Here is a 20371-nt window from a genome sequence, read left to right as displayed (position 1 = left end):
GACCGCGCGCGGGCACCACCGCGCGGGGCGGCCGGGCCGCCCCGGAGACACCCTGCGGCGTCCACCCCGCGAAGGCCCGCCGGCGGACACGGCGGCGCCCCGGCCACCGGGCCGGACAGCGGGCGGAACCTCTCGAATATCTGAACCCATTCACATGACTGATCATCAGACTTGTTGCTGATTAGGGAGATTGTCCGTGCACGTGCTCACATTCCCTGGATAGCATCGGAAATCCATTCTGTTCGAGCGCTAATCGCCTGGGAGGGGCGGCGCCGGGCAGACCGACAGGAGACTTCATGCGCGTGTCCAAGCACGTCCACCCCGTCAGCAACCGCCCGACCGCGGCCGACGTCGCCCTGCCACCGGCGCTGCCCTACCCCGACGGCTGGTCCGCACTCGCCTTCTCCGCCGAGCTCAGGCCCGGCACCGTCCTCACCCGCCGGCTCGCGGGCGAGGACGTGGTGCTGTACCGGCTGCGCAACGGCCGCCTCCGCGCGATCCGCCCGTACTGCCCGCACCTGGGCGCCCACCTCGGCCTGGCCTCGGTCGAGGGCGACGACCTGGTCTGCCCCTTCCACCGCTTCGCCTTCGACGCCGAGGGCCGCTGCGTGCGCACGGGGTACGGCACCACACCGCCCAAGGCGGCGCTGACGCCGCTGCCGGTGCGCGAGGTGAACGAGTCCGTCTTCGTCTGGCGCCACCACGACGGCCGGGAGCCGGACTGGGAGATCCCCGCCTGGCACCGGATCGGCGACGGGCGGCAGCCGCTGCGGTACGCCTCCTTCGAGATGCCGGGCCACGCCCAGGACGTCATGGAGAACTCCTTCGACCTCGGCCACTTCATCACCCTGCACGGTTGGCCGGAGGGCGAGTTGGCGGCACCGGTGGAGTTCGACGGCACCTCCTTCCACATCTCGATGCTCGTCCGGGAGACCTTCCCGCTGGTCGGGAAGCGCGAGGTGCGCGTCGAGGTGGACGGGTACGGCCTCACCGCCCTGCACACCGACGTGCACACGCCCTCGCTCGGCCTGGAGATCTGCTCGCTGGTGATGGCCACCCAGGTCGCCCCCGGCCGGATGCAGCTGCGGCAGGCGGGCCGCTTCGTGATGTCGGAGCCCTCCGGCCTGCCGCCGGCCGTCGCCCGGACGGTCAGCCGCGCGCTCACCCGGCTGCTCGCGGGGCCCATGTTCAAGCGCAACCTCGAGTTCACCTCGGCGGACTTCCCGATCTGGTCCACCAAGCGGTACGTCTCCCCGCCCCGGCTCGCCCCGGGCGACGGGCCGATCGGCGCGATGCGGCACTGGGCCCGGCAGTTCTATCCGCCGGACCACCAGGCGCAGCTGCCCGGGCGGGCCGCGCTCGCCGACCGGAACGGCAGCGGCGCCCACGGGCACGACCCGCACGGACCCGCCGCGAACGGGCACGGCCAGCACGGGCCCGCCGCGAACGGGAGCGCCACCAACGGGAGCGGCGCCGACGGGCAGGACGCCGGCGCGAACGGCCCCGACCCCGCCGGTACGGTGCCCCGCGAGGCCTCCCGCGGCTGACCCCCCGGGCGGCTCCCACCGCCGCGCCTGCGCACCCCCGAACCGGAACCGGACCTCCCGGCGGTACCGTCTGGCGTGGAGTACGGGCGGGCGCGGCGAGGGGAGAGTCGGCGTGGAGGCGCTGGAGGACGGGGATCCGCGGCAGGTGGGCGAGTACCGCCTGCTGCGGAGGCTCGGTGCGGGCGGGATGGGCCGGGTCTACCTGGGCCGGACGGCGGGCGGCCGCACGGTGGCGGTCAAGCTGGTGCACGAGCAGTACGCGGCGGACCGGGAGTTCCGGGTGCGGTTCCGCAACGAGGTGGCCGCCGCCCGGCAGGTCGGCGGCCGCTGGACGGCCCCGGTGCTGGACGCGGACACCGAGGGCGCCCAGCCCTGGGTGGCCACCGGGTACGTCGCCGGGCCCTCGCTGGGCGCCGCGGTACGGGACTTCGGCCCGCTGCCCGTCGCCGCCGTCCGCTCGCTCGGGGTGGGGCTCGCCGAGGCCCTGCGGGCCGTGCACGCCCAAGGCCTGGTGCACCGGGACGTCAAGCCCTCGAACGTGCTGCTGGCGCTGGACGGCCCGCGCCTGATCGACTTCGGCATCACCCGGGCGCTGGACGCCGCGACCGCGCTGACCCGCTCCGGCTTCGTGGTCGGCTCCCCCGGCTACCTCTCCCCCGAGCAGGCCGACGGCCGTGGCGCCGGCCCCGCCTCGGACGTCTTCTCGCTGGGCGCCGTCCTCGCCCACGCGGCCACCGGTACCGCACCGTTCGGCTCGGGGGTGAGCGCCGCCGTGCTGATCTACCGGGTGCTCCACGAGGAGCCCGAACTCGACATACCCGACCGGGAGTTGCACGCCCTGGTGGCGGCCTGCCTGGCCAAGGACCCGGCCCGCCGGCCCACCCCGGCGCAGCTGAGCGAGCGCCTCACGGCCGCCGACCCGGCGGCGGCCGGCCGGCTGGAGCGGCGGGACTGGCTGCCGCCCGCGGTGGCCGCCGCGCTGGCCGCGCTGGCGGTCGAGCTACTGGACCTGGACGGCGACTCCCCGGGCCAACCCGTCACCGCCGGCGGGCAGTTCGGCCCCGCCGGGCAGTTCGGCCCCACCGGACAGTTCGGCCCCGCCGAGCCGTGGCCCGCCGCGCCGCCCCTCCCGGGTACAGCACCGACCCCGTCACCGACCCCGGCGCCACCGACCGGAGCGCCACCGGGCAGACCCTCCCCCGGCGGTCCCGCCCCCGGGACGCCGACCCCCTTCTCCCCGCCCCCGCCGTACCGGCCCGGGCACCCGTACCCGCCGCAGCCGGCCCGGCGCCGACGGGCCGGACCGGCCGCCCTGCTGGCCGCCGCCGTGCTGGCCGCCGCCGTCGCCGGCACCGCCGTGTTCCTGGCCACCCGCGGGCGCGGGGCCACCGCCCCCGAGCCGGACACGCGCACCGGCGCGCCCGCCTCGGCCTCCGGCGCCCCGACCTCCGGCACCCCGACCTCCGGCTCCCCCGCGTCCGGCGGCGAGATCCCGGCCGCCTTCCTCGGCTCCTGGCAGGGCACCCTGGGCAGTCAACAGTCCTTCGTCAAAGCGGACTTCTCGATCACCATCGCCCAGGGCCGGGCCAACGACCCGGTCGCGCAGATCCACAACAACAACGGGGCCGGCACCCGCTACTGCGACGCGACCGCCAACCTCGTCCAGGCCACCGCCGACCGGGTGGTCCTGCGCACCGCCCCGATGGCCGTGCTCAGCGGTTGCACCGCCGTCCCGTACGACCAGGTGTACACCCGCAACCCGGACGGCAGCCTGCACCTGCTGATCGGCGGCTTCTCGGGCGACCTGCGCAGGAAGTAGCACCGGCCTCCGTACGGCGGGGCGGCGCCCGGAGGCCCGGGGTGGCGCCCCGCCGCTTCCGGCTGCCCGGAAGCCCCCACCAGAGCGCCCGGAACCCCGCTCGACGGGCGCTCGAGGAATCCGGCCGGTGCCCGGTGCCGCAACTAGGGTGCGACGCATCCACCCCACCCATCCCCCTGACTCGAACACCTTTGCGCATCGGCACGGTCGCCGTCCCCCCGCCGCGCAGCGCCCCCGTCCAGCGGGCCGGGCAGTCCACGACTCCCCGCATCCCGTCCCACGCACGAGAGGAGAACCGCCATGCACCTCAGAGTCCTCGGCCCCCTCACCGCCGACCTCAACGGCATCTCCGTCGTCCCCACCGCCGCCAAGCAGCGCCAGATCCTCGCGCTCCTCGCGCTCTACCCGAACCGGATCCTGCCCACGGCCACCCTGATCGAGGAGATCTGGGGCGACGACCCCCCGAGACAGGCGCTCACCACGATGCAGACGTACATCCTGCAGCTGCGGCGCCGGATCACCCAGGCCCTCGGGCCGACCCCGCACACCACCGCCAAGGACATCCTCACCACCCGGCACGGCGGCTACCAGCTGACCACCCACCCGGACAACCTGGACGTCCACACCTACAACCTGCTGACCACCCAGGGCCAGCACGCCTTCAACCACGGCCAGGACCACCAGGCCGCCACCCACTTCCGCCAGGCCCTGGCGCTCTGGCACGGCCCCGCCCTGGTCGACGTCCGGCCCGGGCCGATCCTCACCATCGAGATCATGCGCCTGGAGGAGAGCCGGCTGGTCACCCTGGAGCGCCGCATCGACACCGACCTGCGGCTCGGCCGGCACAACGAGCTGATCCCCGAGCTCACCCACCTGACCCACCAGCACCCGCACCACGAGGGCCTGCACGCCCAGGCCATGGTGGCGCTCTACCGGGCCGGCCGGCAGACCAGCGCCCTGACCACCTACCACCACCTGCGGCACCGGCTGACCACCGAGCTCGGCATCCAGCCGTCCCCGCACCTCCAGCACCTCCAGCACGCGATCCTCACCCTGGACCCGACCCTCAACACGCCCACCACGGCCCACCCGACCACCTACAACCTGTACTCGGCCTGAGTCCCGTCCGCACGGCCGTGCCCGCCGAACCTCTCCCAGCCCTCACCCACCAGGACGCGTCATGACCACCGCACCCGAGAAACCCCTCGCCCTGATCACCGGCGGTACCCGCGGCATCGGCCTCGCCATCGCCCGCGAGCTCGGCAGCCGCGGCCACCGTGTCTTCATCTGCGCCCGCACCGCCACGGACATCGACCAGGCCCTCGCCACCCTGCGCGACGAGGGCCACCAGGCCGACGGCCTCACCTGCGACGTCCGCGACCCGGCCCAGGTCGGCGAGCTGGTCCGGCACGCGGTGGCCGCGTACGGCCCGATCACCGTCCTGGTCAACAACGCCGGCCGCACCGGCGGCGGGCCCACCGCGACCACCACCGACGACCTCTGGTACGACGTCATCGACACCAACCTCAACGCCGTCTTCCTGGTCACCCGGGAGACCCTCCGGCACGGCCACATCACCACCACCACCCACCCGCGGATCATCAACATCGCGTCCACCGCCGGGAAGCAGGCCGTCACGCTGGGCGCCCCGTACACCGCGAGCAAGCACGCGGTGATCGGCTTCACCCGGGCGCTGGCCAAGGAGCTGGCGCCCACCGGCACCACCGTCAACGCCATCTGCCCGGGGTACGTCCAGACCCCGCACACCACCAGGATCCACCACGAGTACGCGACGGCCTACAACACCACCCCCGAGACCATCCACCAGCACTTCCAGACGCACATCCCGCTCGGCCGCTACACCACGCCCGAGGAGGTCGCCTCGCTGGCCGGCTACCTCACCAGCCCGACCGCGGCCAGCATCACCGCCCAGGCGCTGAACGTCTGCGGCGGTCTCGCCACCCAGTAACCCCGGCGCGATCCAGGCCGGCCCACGGGAAGGACAAGGGCTCCGGTGCCCGCTGATCAGCGATGACGAACCGTCAGTTCTCCAGCGCACCCGTCACCGTGATGGTGGCCGGCGCCCCCGCGCCCGAGCCCTGCCTGCCGGCCGCCCGACCGCCCGGGCCGCTGGACGCCGGAGCGGTCCGCGCGGCGCTGGCCGCGACCGCCGCCCGGCCCCGGCAGCGCGCCGGACGGCCGGGCCGGGCAGCGGAGTTCGTCCTGGTCGAGCTGCACCGGAGCTACCCGCCGGAGCAGCTGCGCGCCGCGCTGCGGACCGTCGCCGCCGAGGGCTCCGCCGGGCCCGCCGCGGAACTGCTCTGGCGGCGGGCCGTGGACGGCCCGGACGGGCTCGACCGGGTCCTGGTGGAGCTCGGGCGCAGCCTGGCCGCCGGCCCCCGGCTGCGGGCCGTCCTGGTCGAGGACGCACGGAACGGCAGCGGCGGACGGGACGGCAGCGGCGGGCGGGACGGCAGTGGCGGACGGGCCGCCGGCGGCGGGCAGCCGGACGAGCCGCACGACGAACCGGACGGCGCCGCACGGCTGTTCGTCGGCCTCGCCCCCGGCCCGCCCTCCCGCGCCCTCGGCGTGCTGGAGGAGCTGCGCGCGGCGCTGGCGCACCCGCCCGCGCCGGTCACCGTACCGGCCAGCGCGCTCCAACGGGAGCTGCTGCGCCAGGTGATCGGGGCGGCCGAGCCCGCCGGCCGACACGTCGAGCAGTTGTCCTGGAACTGGCACGGGCCGCTGGACACCGAGCGCTTCACGGCGGCCTGGCAGTCCGTCTTCGACCACGAGACGGTGCTGCGCGCGGCCTTCGACTGGGACGAGCGCAGCACCGACGACCCCTGGATCGTGCTGCACGAGCACGCCGCCCCCGAGGTGACCCGGCACCGGCACGGCACCGCCGACTGGGAGGACCTGCTCGCCGCCGACCGCCAACGCGGCTTCGACCTGCGCCGCCCCGCCCTGCTGCGCGCCACCCTGGTCGACGCCCCGCCCGACGCCGAAGACGGGCCCACCACCCGGGTCCTGCTCACCTACCACCACGCGATGCTGGACGGCTGGAGCGTGCGGCTGCTGCTCCAGTCCTTCTACCGCGCGTACCTGACGGGCGGCGTGCTGCCCGGCGGCGAGCGCCGCCCCGACCTGCGCGACCACGCCCGCTGGCTGGCCGGGCAGAGCACGGACGCCGCCCGGCAGTTCTGGTCCACCCGTCCCGCCGCCGGCGCCGTGCTGCCGCTCGCTCCCGACCCGCGGCGGCGCGGCAGCGGCCGGGCCCGGCGCCGGCTCACCCCGTACGAGGCGGTCCGGCTGCGCGGCTGGGCGGCCGCCTGGGGCGCGGGCGAGAGCAGCGCGCTCCAGGCGGCCTGGGCGCTGCTGCTGTACCGCGCCGAGCAGTCGGACCGGCCCCGCCGCCCGGCCCGGGCGGTGCGGGTCGGCTTCGCGGTGACGGTCTCCGGCCGGGGCATCCCGCTGGACGGCGTCGAGCGGCTTCCCGGTGCCCTGCGCAACCCGCTGCCGATCTCCGTCCGGGTGCAGCCCGGCACCACCGTGCCGCAGCTGCTCGCGGCGCTGCGCGACGGCGTGCTCGACCTCGCCGGGTACGAGTGGGTCTCGCCCGGGCAGGCCCACCAGTGGACCCCGGGCGCGCGCGGAGAACGACCGAACAGCCTGGTCGTGCTGGAGCACCAGCCCGCCGCCGCGCACCACCTGCGGCTGGAGACCGACCTGGCCGCGCACGGCATCCACGTGGAGGGCCCGGCCCCGGTCGGCACCCTGACCGCGTACCCGATCACCCTCGCCGCCCACTACGACGCCAGCGGCGGGCTGGTCCTCACCACCACCCACGACCGCGCCCTGCTCGCCGACCGGGACGCCGCCGAGCTCCTCGACCAGAGCGCCCACCTGCTGCGCTGCTTCCCCGACCTGCCGAGCGGGTTGGGCACCACCGAGGTGCTGCGCTCCGCCCTGGCCGGGCAGCCGGCGCCCCGCCTGGGCGAGCCGGCCGCCGCCGGGGCTCCCGGGCCGCCGGGCCCCGCGGTGCGGCTGGACGTGCTGCGCCGGGCGGCCGGCCCGGGCGCGGGCTGGGTCCTGCTGCTGCCCCCGCCCGGCGCCCCGCACACCCGCTACCCCGCCACGGCGCGCGGCTGGCCCGGCCCGCAGGCGCTCGGCGTGCTGCGCCCCACCGGGGACGACCCGCCCGCGGCCGCGTACCGGCCGGTGCTCGGCCCGCTGCTGGAGTCCCGCGCCCCGGTCGCCCTGGTGGCGCCGCCGGGGCTGGGGGCCGTCGCCTTCGAGATCGCCCGGCTGGGCGCGCCCGCGCGGCCGCCGCTGGTGGTGCTGCTCGACGGGGACGGCGACCTGCCGGCGCTCGCCGGGCTGCTGACGGGCCTGCCGCGGCGCCGCTGAGGCCGTACGGTGGTCGCCATGGCCCGTTTCGTCCTCGTCCGCCGCACGCCGCTGCCGCCCGCCGAGTGCTGGGAGCGGCTGACGGCCTGGCCCCGGCACGGCGAGCGGGTGCCGTTCACCCGGGTGTCGGTGGCCCGGGGCAGCGGCCGGGAGGCGGGCGACGTCGTCCTGGCCCGCACGGTCCTCGGGCCGCTGCGCTTCGACGACCCGATGGAGCTCACCGAGCTGGTCGCCCCCGGCCCCGGCCCCGGCCGGGACGGGCGGTGCCTCCTGGTCAAGCGCGGACACCCGGTGCGCGGCTGGGCCGAGCTGCGGGTGCGGGCGGCGCCGGGCGGCGGCAGCGCGGCGGCCTGGACGGAGGAGCTGACGGTCGCGGGCCTGCCCCGGCCGGTCGGCCCGCTGCTGGACCCCGTCCTCTCCCGCTCCGGACGCCTGGTCTTCGGCCGGGTCCTGGACCACCTGCTGGGGCCGTAGCCCCCGGCCCCGACCCGTGCCGCCGGCGGCGGACTTGACCGCCCCCGGACCTTCCGCCACCATTCCACTAATCAACTAGTGAAATGGTGATGCGGCCATGCCGCGCCCACCGACCGCCGGCGAGGACACCGCATGACCACCGCACCACCAGCCCACGCCGCCGCCGCGGGCGCCGGGCCCCGGCCGCCCCGGTCCGACCGGTTCCGCCTGCGCGGACCGGCCTGGCTGGCCTGGCGTCAGAGCCGGGCCGCCGCCCGCACCTACGGCGCCGTGCTGCTGCTCGCCGTCCTCGCCTCGCTGGCCGTGCACTGGCGCCTGGGCGGCCTGTTCGAGGCCCAGGCGCAGGCCCGGGCCCGGCCCGAGTGCGACCTGGCCGACTCCTGGCGGCTCGCCGCCTGCCGGGACCCGTACCTGGACGGCATGTTCCTGGCCTCCTGGTACACCAGGGTGGCGCGGCCCGTGATGTTCGCCCTCCCGCTCGTGGTCGGCATGTCCCTGGGTGCGCCGCTGCTCGCCGAGGAGTACGAGCGCGGCACCCTGCGGCTGGTGCGCGCCCAGTCCGTCTCCCCCGCCCGCTGGCTGCGGGCCCGGCTGCTGGCGCCCGCGCTGCTGGTGCTGTGCGCCGTCGGGCCGCTGTCCGCGGTGGTCAGCTGGATCTGGTACGAGGACCTGCACCGCCACTGGAACCGGTTCGACTCGCCGTTCGCGGGCCTCGCCTACGCCTCGGTCGGGGCGGCCCCGCTCGCCTGGTCGCTGTTCGCGCTCGCCGTCGGCCTGGCGCTCGGCGCCCTGCTGCGCCGCACCGTGGCCGCCGTGCTCGCCACCGGCGCGCTGGTCCTGCTGACGCAGGGCCTGTTCCGCTACGCCCGGGTGCACTTCCTGCCGCTGGAGACGGCCACCCAGCCCGCCTCCGGCCTGCGCAACCCGGCCGGTTTCGACCCACCGCCCGGCGCCTGGCTGGTCGGGCAGGGTGCGCAGCTGCCGGACGGCACCCGGCTGACCGAGGGGCAGTGCCTGGCCGACTCCTCCCCGTGCGCCGGTGCCACCACCGCCTGGGGGCGCTACCACCCGGTGTCGCAGTTCGTGCCGATGCAACTGGTCGAGGCCGGGCTGCTGCTGGCGCTCGCCGCCGGGCTGGTCTGGTTCGTCTTCCGCCGCGTCGCCCGCTCGGCGGGCTGAGCCGGGGAGGCCCCCCGCCCGGCTGACGGCCCCGGCTCAGCCCTGCGGACCGGCGGCGGAGCGGGACCACTCCAGGTACTGCTGGCGGACGTACCCGCGGGCGTCGTCCGCGGTGGCGGCGGTGACGCCGTCGTGCTCGGCCAGCCGGTCGGCCGTGATCCGCGCCCGCACCACCTCCTCGCGGTCGGCGTCGCCGCCGGCCAGCGCGAGGCGGTCGGCCTGCGCCGCGGCCCGCAGCAGGTAGGCCCGCCGCCGGCGGGGCGGGCTCTTGGCGGTGCTCCGGACGCCGGCCAGGTACGCCTCCTCCGCCTCGGTGCCGGGGGCCGCCGCGTACGCCTGGGCCGCCGTGGGCACCGGCCCGACCGGCACGCACCGCTCGGGCCGGGGCGGCATCCGCGGCAGCCCGTACACGTGCAGCACCTCGTCGGCGAAGCCGGGCTCGTCGACGGGCAGCCCGCGCCGGCCGAACAGCGCGAACAGCTCGGCCAGGGCGCGCGGTTCGGCGCCGCGCGGCCGGTCGTCGTCGGTGACGTCGACCTTGCCGAGCAGCGGGCCCCAGGACCGGCCCGGCGGGTCCGCGAGGCGCAGCCGGAGGACCACCTCGTGGGCACTGGTCTCGACCTCCTCGTGGAACTCCATGGACAGGCCGCGGATCTCCGACCAGGCGTAGCGGCGCGGGACCAGCCCCCGGACCAGGGTGAGGCCGTCCTCCTCCTCGCGCAGCCAGAAGGTGTGCGGGGCGGCGACAGCCACCGCGGCGCCGACCAGCAGGCCGACGAGGCAGGCCTCCCCCGCACCGGCGGCACCGGCACCGACCAGCGCGACCATCACCACCAGGGCCAGCCCGCACCCGGCCCCGACGTTGCCTCCCCACCGCCGCATGGACGACAGCCGTACCGTTCGCATCCCGCCCCCTGCTCTCCCCTGCCTGTGGGCTCCACCGTCCCGTTCGCCGCCGGGCCCGGGCAAGCTCCGACAGCGAGCTGTGACGGCCCCGTGACGAATGCTCCGTACGGCACCCGGGCGACCCCGGCCGGGCCGGACGGTCGGGGGCGAAGCCCGGCCGGGCCGCGTCGTCTATCTGTCAGCCGGGCCGTCACGGGGGAAGCGCGAGCTGTCGCAGGGGAGCGCCGGCACCTTCCCCGGTGGCAGCATCCTGGTGAACGCCGCTCACCGTCTGCTGGTGGCCTGACTGTCCCGCTTCACTTCAGGTGCCGGGCGGAGAACCGGACCGCGGCGTCCGCTGCCGGCCCGCGCCGAGGCGGTGACCGCCATCGCCGGGAAGCCGCCGCCGGGCGCGACGACGAAGCTCGCCGCCACGGCGGGCACGAGGAGGACTGCGGTGAGCAGAAACCTGCCCAGCGGCATGTCGTCGAAGCGGCCGTCGGTGGCGGACCACAGCCATCCGGCCGCGTACAGCACCCCGGCGAGGAAGGTGATCGTCGCGCCCGTGCAGGCCGTACCGAGCCACCCCGCGCCGGGGACGGCGAGGGCACCGCCGGCGCCCGCCTCGCCCTCGCCGACCTCGCCCTGGACCCCGCCGCCCGCCTGGCCCACCGCGGCGCACGCCGGCTCGACCTGACCAAGACCGAGTTCGACCTGCTGGAACTGCTCCTGCGCAACCAGGGCACCGCGCTCACCCGCCACCAGATCTACCAGCGCATCTGGGGCTACGACTTCGACACCGACTCGCGCTCGCTCGACGTCTACGTCGGCTACCTGCGGCGCAAGACCGAGGAGGACGGCGAACCCCGGCTGATCCACACCGTGCGCAACGTCGGCTGCACCGCCAGGACCGCCTGATGCTGCGCACCAGGATCGGCCTCGTCGTCCTCGCCTCCGTCCTGCCGGCGATCGCGGTGCCCGTCACCGTCGACGGCACCCCCTACGGCGTCCTCACCCGGGGCCGCCCCGACGGGCAGGGAGCGGTGACGGTCGGCCAGACCTACGCCGGGGCCGCCGAGGTCGACGCGGCCTTCCTGCGACGGATCACCGCCACCAGCGCCGCCGCGGCGGCCGCCTGCGCCTGCTCAGCTGGCTCGTCATCGGCCGGATCCTGCGCCCGGTGCGGCGCCTGGCCCGCGCCGCCGAGCACATCACCACCACCCGCGAGCTGGCCACGCCGCTGCCGGCCGCCGGACGCGACGAGGTCGGCGGCCTCACCCGCGCCTTCGAGTCGATGGTCGGCGCGCTGCGCCGCTCCCGCGAGCAGCAGCAGCGCCTGGTCCAGGACGCCAGCCACGAGCTGCGCACCCCGCTGACCTCGGTGCGCGGCTGCGCCGAACTCCTCCAGCGCGCCCGCGGCCGGCTCGCCCCCGAGGACGAGGAACAGATCCTCGCCACGCTCGTCACCGAGACCGTCGCGCTCGACGAGATCGTGCGCGAGCTGGTCGAGCTGGCCACCGACCGGCAGACCGTCGAGGACCCGGAGCCGCTCGACCTGCCGGCCGCCGCCGAGGACAGCGCCCGGCGCTTCCACCGCCGTACCGGCCGCGCGATCACCGTCACCGTCGAGGGCCCGGTGCCGGTGCTGGCCCGCCCGCGCGCACTGCAACGCTGCGTGGACAACCTGGTCGGCAACGCCGTCAAGTTCAGCCCGGACGGCACCCCGGTGGAGATCCTGGTCACCGGCACCCGCCTGTCCGTACGCGACCACGGGCCCGGCATCGCCCCCGGCGACCGGCAGGCCGTCTTCGAGCGCTTCTACCGCGGCGCCGGCACCCAGGCCACCCCGGGCTCGGGGCTGGGCCTGGCCATCGTCCACGACCTCGTCGCCGCCGGCCACGGCACCGTCTTCGCGAACACCGCCCCCGACGGCGGCGCCGAGGTCGGCTTCCACCTCCCGCCCGCCCCGCACCCCTGACCACCCGTCGGGCAGCGGGCGCCGCCACGTGCCGACGGGTCCGAGGGCCCGAGGCCGGGCGCCGACTCCACCACCCGGGAGCTCTCCCCGCGAGGGCGGGGCCGTGTTCCAGCGGCACCTGTGGGCCGGGAAGCCGAGGAATGTCGGTGAGGAGTATGAGCACCGGCGTGGCGATGTCATTGGTGGTGATCACGCGCGCGGACGCAGGCCGGGCTGTGCCAGCATCACGTCATGCTGGTCCGAAAGGCCGACGCCGCGTAGGCGTCCGAGGGCCGTCCGTGCTGAGCGGTGGCGGCCACGCAGGGCGGCGAGTCCTGCCGACTCGCCCAGACCGGAGCCAAGCAGCAGCGCGGAGCGGTATCTCGTGTGGAGATCGACACCGTCCCTGGCACGCTGAAGGCATGATGTCTCCCGACGATCAAGAACTGACTACGGCCATTCGCGACGCTGACTCGCCGGACTGGGCCGTTCGCGCGGTGTCTGGAAGGCGGCTCGCTGCATCAGACAAGATCGACGAAGTTGCGAGCATCCTGCATCGTCTCCTCCTGGACGCCCAGGACACCGCCGTGGTTCAGGAGACGGCCGAGACGCTGCTGGCACGCAAAGACACGGCCGGCCTGCGCTGCGTGCTGCTGGCACGGAGTCGGGCGAGCGAGACCTGGACTGCCGACGAGATCCAAGCCGCCCTCGATGGTCAGCCTGACTGGATGACAACCGAAGGCGCGGATCGGCTGATCGCGCAGTTGCGCGGTCTGGCGGCGGACGAAGACGCCGGGGTCTGCGACGAAGCCCAACGGATCCTGGCGCGGTTGCGACCGCGCCAGGAGTGGGCGCGGGAATCGGAGCCGGAACCCTGAGTTTCGGTTGTTCAGGGTTGCTTCGCGGCTCACAGGCGGAGGTGTTCGAGGGGCTTCCAACGCGACCGAGTCGGCGGTGAGCGCCCCTGATCGGGAGGACGGACGGCAGCGAGGCCCGTGACGAGGTGCTCGTGGGGCAGTTTGTCGGCCGGCAGCAAGACCTCGATCAGCGCGCGGGTGTCGCCGGCGGGAGGCCCAACGGTGCGCCCGCCGGCCCGTGGGGGCGTGTCAGCCCGCCGGGCGCACCGTGGCCGGCCCCGTATGCTCCTGGCCATGAGCACCGCACCCCCCTCCCGCAAGCGCGACGGCGCCGCGACCCGCGAGGCGATCCTCGCAGCCGCGGTCGTGGAGTTCACCGAACACGGATACGCCGCGGCCGGGGTGCGGCAGATCGCCGAGCGGGCGGGTGTGACGGCGATGATGATCAACCGCTACTTCGGCTCGAAGGAGGGCCTGTTCGCTCAGGCCGTCGACCGGGCCTTCGCCCCGCCGACCGTGGTCGGCGACGAGCCCGCCGGCCTGGCGCACGCCCTCGCCCGCGCGCTCGCCGAGCGCACCGCCCGAGGCGCCGAGCGGCTCGACCCGTTCCTCCTGCTGCTGCGCTCGGCGCCGGACCCGGAGGCGGCAGCGATCCTGCGCCGCGGCGTGGAAGCCCACGTGGGCGCCCGCCTGGCGGGGCTGCTCGACGGCCCGGACGCCGAGGTGCGCGCCCAGCTCGCCCTCGCCCTGGTCGCCGGAACCTGGCTCTTGCGCAGTGTTGTCGGCACCACCGCCCTCGCCGCGGCCGAGGACGGACGCCTGGCCGACCTGCTCTCCGGCATGCTGGAACCGCTCGTCGCCGCGGAGCCCGGCGTACCGGCGTCCGACGCCGGTCCCGGCGCCGCCGGCGGGTGACTCCCGCCGGGCCCCGCCGGCTCTCCTCGGGCCGGGCCTCCGCCCGCTCCCGCGCAGCGGTGGTCCGGGCGGGGGCCGGTGAGAGGAGCCGGGTTCTGTCCGCGCGGATCGCCGCACCCGGTGGCGGGCTCCCGGTGGTCCGGGCCATCGCGGGGACTTCGACGCGACCGGTGCCCCGCCGTGCTCAAAAAGCGGAGCGGATGAGTCCGCCGTCGACGCGGATGGTGGCCCCGCTGACGTACTGGGCGTAGTCGCTGCACAGGTAGGCGACGGCCGCCGCGATCTCCTCGGGCTCGCCGAAGCGCTCCTGGTCGTTGGGGATCAGGGCCCGGACGGCGTTGGGCCGGATCTCCTCCCAGGTCCCGCCCCAGCCCTGGCCCGGCCCGATGCGGGTGATGAGGTCCCGAGTGGCGTCGACGAGGACCGCCCCGGGGGAGACGACGTTGGAGGTGACGCCGGTACCCTTGAGCTCGCGGGCGAGCGAGACGGCGAGGTTGTGCCGGGCCGCCAGGGTGGCGTTGTACTGCGGGAGGGCGTCGGTGGGTTGGGACGCGAGCCCGCCGCCGATGGTGACGACCCGTCCCCAGCCGCGTTCGCGCATCGCGGGGACCAGGTGCCGGATCAGGCGCACGCCCGAGACGACGTTCACGTTGTAGGTGTCGAGCCACTCGCCGGGCGTGGCCTCGGCCCAGGACAGGTGCCGGTAGAAGCCCGCGTTGTTGACGAGGATGTCCACGGGGCCGTCCGCCGTGGCGCCGCGGGCGACCTGCTCGACGCCGCCGTCGTCGGCGAGGTCGCCGACCACCGCGTGCGCCGTCCCGCCGGCCTCCCGGATCTCCCGCGCGACGCCCTCGGTGCGGCCCTCGTCCCGGCCGTGCACCACGACCGCGGCGCCCTCGGCCGCCAGCAGTTTCACCATGGCCTTGCCGAGCCCCGCGCTCGAACCCGTGACGAGCGCGCGCTTGCCGATCAGTTTGAGATCCATCTCGCGCTTCCCTCCCGTGCGATGAAGTGCCCCCGCCTCCGAAGTATACAGCTGTAGACTTCCCGGGGTCGGGAGCATGGGGGAGCCCGACTGCCTGGGGGTGGGAGCATGAGCGCGGCCGATCTGCACACCCTGAGCGGCGCCTACGCCGCGCACGCGCTCGACCCCGACGAGAGCGCCGACTTCGAACAACACCTGGCCGGCTGCCCCGCCTGTGCCCAGGAGGTCACGGAGTTCGCCGCGACCCTGGCACGGCTCGGCGGGGCCGAGGCCGTCCTGCCCCCGCCGGCTCTCAAGGCCCGGGTGCTGGCCGCACTGCCCGCCGTGCGCCAGGACGCACCCCACACCGCACCCGCCCCGGGCCGCCGTGGCGGGCGGCTCGCCAAGGGCCGGGCGAGACTCGCCCTCGCGGCCTGCCTCGCCCTGGCCGCAGGCGCCGGCGGCGTCGCCGTCCAGCAGCACCGGCAGGCGGAGCAGGCCCGGGCCCGGGCCGCCGCGCTCCAGCAGCAGCAGGACCACCTCACCGGCCTGCTCACCGCACCCGACGCCCGCACCGCCACCGCACCCGCCTCCGGCGGGCGGGGCGCGGGCACCGTGGTGTGGTCGCACAGCCGAGGCCAGGCCGCCTTCCTCGCCTCCGGCATGCCCGCACCCGCCCCCGGCACCACCTACGAACTGTGGTTCAGCGACGCCGGAACGATGCGCCCGGCCGGACTGCTGCCCACCGGCGACGGCAGCCTGCTGCTCACCGGAGCACTGGACGGCGCGAACGGCATCGGCGTGACCGTCGAACCGGCAGGCGGCTCCGCGCACCCCACCACGGCCCCGGTCGTGCTGCTGCACCTCACCTGAGCCCCGCCCGTTGCCCCGGCCGGCCGCCCGCCGGTCGGGACGACGGGGCGGCTGCGTAGGTGGGAGCGGAGAAGGGGTGATGCCGGAGGCAGCCGCCGTCGCGGCTTTCCGGTCGGCTGAACGGGGCCCCTCCCCCCGGCGACGGACCATGCTGCGCCGACTGGACCGCACCGCAGGGCGCGCTCGGCCTCGCCCTGAACGCCGTGGTGCTGTGGCCAGTCGGGTCCTGGGTGGGCTCAGCCGTCCGATGGAGGACTACACCGCGGAACGGATCGCGAACCAGCTCGCCTACCGGCACCACCGCCGGCCCGACAGCAGAAACCCTCACCTGCTGGGCAGCCGCAGCACGGCCACGACTGCCGCAGCGGTCGGCACCTACTGACCCGATCACCTCGTCAGGCAGTTGCCGTCGGACTCACCCGGCTCCGCCAGGGCCGCATCCCTTGAGCAGGCCGCTGCCACCGGCGCCGACACCCTGCACCTCGCCCACGTCCTCACCCTGGGCTCCGAGGCCAGCCTGCGGCACGCCGAGGCGGTCATGCCCTCGCTCACGGAACGACAGGGGCCCGCCGCTCGCTGCCCGGCGGTGGCAGGCCAGTACTGGTCGGCCACCTGCTCAGCGATCGAGACTCGAGGCGCAGCCGCAGGTGGCGCGGGAAGCACCGGGGTGACGGACCGGCAGCGGACATTTGTCTGCGTCCGCACGGACTGGGGCTTCCGTTCGCCGACGGGGCCTTCGACCTGGTGACCAGTCGGCATCCCGCGACGGTGTGGTGGTCCGAGATCGCCGGGGCGCTGCGGCCGGGTGGGACGTACTTCGCCCAAACACGTCGGGCCCGCCAGCGCGTGGGAGCTGGTGGAGTACTTCCTGGGGCCGCAGCCGGAGGCGCGCCGCAAGCGGCACCCCGACGACGAGGCCGCGGCGGCGGAGGCTGCCGGCCTGGAGACCGTCGACGTGCGCACGGAGCGGCTGCGGATGAAGTTCTATGACGTCGGCGCCGTGATCCACTTCCTGCGCAAGGTGATCGGGACGGTGCCGGGATTCACCGTCGAGCGGTACCGAGACCGCCTGCACGGGCTGCACGAGAGAATCCAGGCCGAGGGCCCCTTCGTGGCCCATTCCTCCAGGACCCTCATCGAGGCACACAAACCCGGGCGCGCGTAAGGGCTCGCGGAGGCAGGCGCATCCCCATGGAGGACGGGACGGGTGCGCGGGGGCATCCCTGTCCATTCCCAGGCATCCATGCGATGACGAGAAAATGAACACCTGGTGAACGAACGGCGGCTGGCACCCCCGCCCCAGGCCCTCCCGGCTCCCGCCAGGAGACCTCTCCGCACCCGACAGGCCGGACCGCGCACGCCCGAGGGAATCACCGCCCCCTGAAATACCAATGGCTTCAATTTGCCTAGTCTTTGTCATTCCTTTAATCTCTTGGCGCTATTGATCACGGGTCATGCCCCCTGTACACAGGGGGAACGACCTTGAGCGCAAGGACACACATGTCGTCGATACGACGCAGGCATCGCCGAGCCGCCGCTGTGGGGGGCGTCTCGGTACTGGCAGCACTCGCCGTGCTCGGTTCGTCCGTTCCGGCCCTGGCCGACGAGGAGGACGCGGCCGTGCGCGAGGCCGTCCTGGAGGCCACCCGCGCCCGGAGCCCCCTGGGCGAGCCCGTCACGGAGGCCGTCACCGCCGAGTCCGCCCTGCTCGCGGCGCAGGTGTTCGGCCGCAGGGTGGAGGTGCTGGACCGCAGGACCGAGACCTCCACCACCTGGGCCGACCCGGAGGGGACCCTGACCAGCACGGTCAGCGCGGGCCCCGTGCGGATGCTGAGGGACGGCCGGTGGGTCGACGTCGACGCCACGCTGCGGCGGCAGGCCGACGGCGACATCGCACCCGAGGCGCACCCGGGCGACCTGCGCCTGGCCGGCCCCGGCGGCGCCAGGGCGCTGTCGGCGCCGGCGGCGGCCGACGCCCCGGTGTCCGCCGCACGCGACCTGGTCACCCTGGGCACCGGCGACCGGAAGATCGGCGTGCAGTGGAAGGGCGGACTGCCGGCCCCCGTCCTGGAGGGGACCAAGGCGACCTACCCGGACGCCGTGCCCGGGGCCGACCTGGTGGTGGACGCCACCCGCACCGGATTCGAACAGTTCCTCACCCTCAAGCAGCGCCCCGCGGGCGACGCCGCGCCGATGACGCTGCCGCTGAAGCTGCCCGGCCTGAAGGCGGAGCAGCAGGACGACGGCTCGGTGGCCTTCAGCGACCGCAGCACCGGCGAGCCGGTCGCCACCATGCCCGCGCCGGTGATGTGGGACGCCCAGGTAGACCAGCGCTCCGGTGAACGCAAGCGCACCGCCGGGGTCCCGATGACCGTCACGCAGGACGGCGACACCGTCGAGCTGCGGCTCACCCCGGATCCCGGCTTCCTGGCGGATCCGGCGACCCAGTACCCGGTGACCATCGACCCGGCCACGGACACCCTCTCCGTCATGTTCGACACCTTCGTGCAGGCCGGGGACACCACGGACCAGTCGGCGTCCACCGACCTCAAGCTGGGCTGGCCCGGTGACTACGCCGGCTCCGCCAAGCGCACCGCCCGCTCCTTCCTCACCTGGGAGACCGGCCAGTTCGCCGACGCCCTCGTCACGGACGCCAAGCTGGAGCTGTACAACTACCACTCGTGGTCGTGCGACAAGCGCGGCTGGGAGGTCTGGGCGGCCGATCCCGCGGACACCTCCACCCGCTGGACCAAGCAGCCCGCGCTGAAGCAGAAGTTCGCCACCTCCACCGAGACCCGCAGCGGCGCCTGCGGCAACGCCGGCTGGGTCGGCGCGGACGTGACGGAGCTGGCCAGGACCTGGGCGAGCGCCAAGGCGGCCACCGGTTCGGTGGCGCTCAAGGCCGTGGACGAGTCCGACACCTACGCCTGGAAGCGCTTCTACTCCTCGGAGGCCACCGAGGACAAGGCCCCGAAGCTGACCGTCACCTTCAACTACCGCCCCAGGACCGGCAGCAACCTCCAGGCCGGCCCGCCCTTCCACAGCGAGGGCGGCGTCTACAAGGTCGACAGCCTCACCCCGACGCTCCGCTTCACCACCGAGGACGTCAACGAGGACGACAAGGTCCAGGGCACCTTCGAGGTCCGGGACAAGGCGACCGGCGAGGTCGTCACCCAGTTCAACTCCCCGGCCGTGCGGGCCGGCGGGACCGCCTCCGCCACCGTCCCGGCGGGCAAGCTCGCCAGCGGGCGCGCGTACACCTTCCGCACGACCACCTTCGACGGCCAGCACTACGCCAACGGCTGGTCGGAGCCGGTGACGTTCACCGTGGACACCGCGTGGAAGCCGGGCGCGGCCATCGACGCCCTCGGCGCGGCCAACGCCGTACTGGACGCCGCCGACATCACCCCGGCCTCCACCAGCGACAGCAGGTACGCGGCCATCGCCGAGACGGCGACCGGCACCGTCACCGTGCCGCGGGACCCGAACGCTCCCATCGAGGTCAAGCCCGACGACATCGCCGCCGTCGGCATCGGCTCCGCCGCCCGGCGGCAGGGCGTGAACATCGGCGGCAGCGTGGTGTACGCCGACGCCGCCTCCGACGTGGACACCGTGGTCCAGCCCACCCTCGCGGGCGGCAGCCGCACCCTCCAGGTCATCAAGAACGCGAACGCCCCGCACGAGTACCGCGTGCCGGTGTCCCTGCCCGCCGGCACCAGCCTGCGGCAGGAGCCCGACGGCTCCGTCGTGATCGTCCCGGCGAACCCGGACGAGCCGGTCGCGGCGATCACGGCCCCCTGGGCGAAGGACGCCCGCGGCAACGACGTCCCCACCTCCTACCGGCTGGAGGGCGCCACCCTGGTGCAGCGGGTCGACTTCACCGCGAGCACGGCCTTCCCGGTCGTCGCCGACCCCTGGTGGAACCCGTGGAGCTGGAACTGGAAGCGCACCGGCAAGGCCGTGAAGAACGCGGCCAAGAAGTGCGGCATGGGAGCGCTGTCCGCCTACGTCCCCGTCCAGGCCCACCACGTGAGCGTCAACATCCAGCGCGCCCGCAACGGCCTGCGGCTGGTGAAGTTCGCCGGCGGGCCGTGGGGCTACGTCACCGTCGCCGGAGCCGGCTGCCTGATGGGCACGCTGTCGTGAGCGGCCGCGGCCGCCTGGCAGCCCTGCTGGGCATGACCGGCGGGCGCGGTCCGGCCGGCCCGCGGGCGGCGGCGGTGGACCTGGCGGTGCTCCTGGCCGCCCTGGCCGCCACCGTCCTCGCCGGCCGGGCCCTGGGCCTCGACGCCTGGCTCGCGATCCTGCTCGGCGGCTGCGCGGGGGCCGCGACCACGCGCATGCGCCTGGGCGCCCGCCTCGAACGCCGCAGACGGCGCTGAGCGCGGGGGGGGGGGGGGGGGCGCCCCCCCCCCCCCCCCCCCCCCCCCCCCCCCCCGCCCCCCCCCCCCCCCCCCCCCGCACCCCCCCCCCCCCCCCCCCCGCCCCGCA

General features: G+C 75.5%; 17 protein-coding genes and 1 pseudogene. 16 read left to right on the top strand and 2 right to left on the bottom strand.

Translation table 11 applies throughout. The annotated features are described in order from the left end of the window. Positions 1-296 precede the first annotated feature (296 nt). The 7 genes from ACH5AR_RS33550 to ACH5AR_RS33520 all read left to right on the top strand — a co-directional run bounded on the left by ACH5AR_RS33550 (position 297) and on the right by ACH5AR_RS33520 (position 9429). Entirely contained in the window at positions 297-1547 is a 1251-nt protein-coding gene (locus ACH5AR_RS33550; RefSeq protein ID WP_396305312.1) for a Rieske 2Fe-2S domain-containing protein, read from the top strand. A 112-nt stretch (positions 1548-1659) separates the two neighbouring features. After that, complete coding sequence (locus tag ACH5AR_RS33545; RefSeq protein WP_396305311.1) at positions 1660-3366, top strand: serine/threonine-protein kinase; 1707 nt, start codon at positions 1660-1662, stop codon at positions 3364-3366. A 300-nt stretch (positions 3367-3666) separates the two neighbouring features. Further along, a complete protein-coding gene (locus tag ACH5AR_RS33540) occupies positions 3667-4485 on the top strand; it encodes a BTAD domain-containing putative transcriptional regulator (protein ID WP_396305310.1) in 819 nt (272 codons plus the stop codon). 61 nt (positions 4486-4546) lie between these two features. Further along, the gene (locus tag ACH5AR_RS33535; RefSeq protein ID WP_396305309.1) at positions 4547-5335 is read left to right on the top strand and encodes an SDR family NAD(P)-dependent oxidoreductase; all 789 of its coding nucleotides are present in this window, start codon (positions 4547-4549) and stop codon (positions 5333-5335) included. A gap of 62 nt (positions 5336-5397) precedes the next feature. Then, positions 5398-7776, top strand: coding sequence for a condensation domain-containing protein (locus ACH5AR_RS33530; protein WP_396305308.1), 2379 nt, complete (start codon positions 5398-5400; stop codon positions 7774-7776). 18 nt (positions 7777-7794) lie between these two features. Continuing rightward, a complete protein-coding gene (locus ACH5AR_RS33525; RefSeq protein WP_396305307.1) occupies positions 7795-8250 on the top strand; it encodes an SRPBCC family protein in 456 nt (151 codons plus the stop codon). Between the two features lie 132 nt (positions 8251-8382). After that, entirely contained in the window at positions 8383-9429 is a 1047-nt protein-coding gene (locus tag ACH5AR_RS33520; RefSeq protein ID WP_396305306.1) for an ABC transporter permease, read from the top strand. A 36-nt stretch (positions 9430-9465) separates the two neighbouring features. On the opposite strand, the gene ACH5AR_RS33515 is transcribed toward ACH5AR_RS33520, so the two are convergent. Next, the gene (locus tag ACH5AR_RS33515) at positions 9466-10335 is read right to left on the bottom strand and encodes a hypothetical protein (RefSeq protein ID WP_396305305.1); all 870 of its coding nucleotides are present in this window, start codon (positions 10333-10335) and stop codon (positions 9466-9468) included. A 24-nt stretch (positions 10336-10359) separates the two neighbouring features. On the opposite strand from ACH5AR_RS33515, the gene ACH5AR_RS33510 reads away from it, so the two are divergent. The 4 genes from ACH5AR_RS33510 to ACH5AR_RS33495 all read left to right on the top strand — a co-directional run bounded on the left by ACH5AR_RS33510 (position 10360) and on the right by ACH5AR_RS33495 (position 14043). Continuing rightward, a complete protein-coding gene (locus tag ACH5AR_RS33510; protein ID WP_396305304.1) occupies positions 10360-11232 on the top strand; it encodes a winged helix-turn-helix domain-containing protein in 873 nt (290 codons plus the stop codon). Between the two features lie 217 nt (positions 11233-11449). Continuing rightward, the gene (locus tag ACH5AR_RS33505; RefSeq protein WP_396305318.1) at positions 11450-12292 is read left to right on the top strand and encodes a sensor histidine kinase; all 843 of its coding nucleotides are present in this window, start codon (positions 11450-11452) and stop codon (positions 12290-12292) included. A gap of 401 nt (positions 12293-12693) precedes the next feature. After that, entirely contained in the window at positions 12694-13149 is a 456-nt protein-coding gene (locus ACH5AR_RS33500; RefSeq protein WP_396305303.1) for a hypothetical protein, read from the top strand. A 273-nt stretch (positions 13150-13422) separates the two neighbouring features. Then, positions 13423-14043 carry a TetR/AcrR family transcriptional regulator gene (locus tag ACH5AR_RS33495; protein ID WP_396305302.1) on the top strand — a complete coding sequence of 207 codons (621 nt, stop codon included), beginning with the start codon at positions 13423-13425 and terminating at the stop codon, positions 14041-14043. A gap of 184 nt (positions 14044-14227) precedes the next feature. Here ACH5AR_RS33495 and ACH5AR_RS33490 read toward each other — a convergent pair whose 3' ends face one another. Further along, positions 14228-15028 carry an SDR family NAD(P)-dependent oxidoreductase gene (locus tag ACH5AR_RS33490; protein ID WP_396305301.1) on the bottom strand — a complete coding sequence of 267 codons (801 nt, stop codon included), beginning with the start codon at positions 15026-15028 and terminating at the stop codon, positions 14228-14230. A gap of 108 nt (positions 15029-15136) precedes the next feature. On the opposite strand from ACH5AR_RS33490, the gene ACH5AR_RS33485 reads away from it, so the two are divergent. The 5 genes and pseudogenes from ACH5AR_RS33485 to ACH5AR_RS33465 all read left to right on the top strand — a co-directional run bounded on the left by ACH5AR_RS33485 (position 15137) and on the right by ACH5AR_RS33465 (position 20262). Continuing rightward, complete coding sequence (locus ACH5AR_RS33485; protein ID WP_396305300.1) at positions 15137-15880, top strand: anti-sigma factor domain-containing protein; 744 nt, start codon at positions 15137-15139, stop codon at positions 15878-15880. A 247-nt stretch (positions 15881-16127) separates the two neighbouring features. Beyond that, entirely contained in the window at positions 16128-16262 is a 135-nt protein-coding gene (locus ACH5AR_RS33480) for a hypothetical protein (protein ID WP_396305299.1), read from the top strand. Between the two features lie 332 nt (positions 16263-16594). Next, positions 16595-17045: pseudogene (locus ACH5AR_RS33475) on the top strand (SAM-dependent methyltransferase); the annotation flags it as partial. Between the two features lie 407 nt (positions 17046-17452). Continuing rightward, a complete protein-coding gene (locus tag ACH5AR_RS33470; RefSeq protein WP_396305298.1) occupies positions 17453-20026 on the top strand; it encodes a DNRLRE domain-containing protein in 2574 nt (857 codons plus the stop codon). Further along, positions 20023-20262 carry a hypothetical protein gene (locus tag ACH5AR_RS33465; protein WP_396305297.1) on the top strand — a complete coding sequence of 80 codons (240 nt, stop codon included), beginning with the start codon at positions 20023-20025 and terminating at the stop codon, positions 20260-20262. The genes ACH5AR_RS33470 and ACH5AR_RS33465 overlap by 4 nt, the downstream gene beginning before the upstream one ends. Positions 20263-20371: the final 109 nt, after the last annotated feature.

The sequence above is a fragment of the Kitasatospora sp. NPDC018619 genome (assembly GCF_044391605.1).
Lineage (GTDB): Bacteria > Actinomycetota > Actinomycetes > Streptomycetales > Streptomycetaceae > Kitasatospora.
This window is presented reverse-complemented; position numbering and strand designations above follow the sequence as displayed.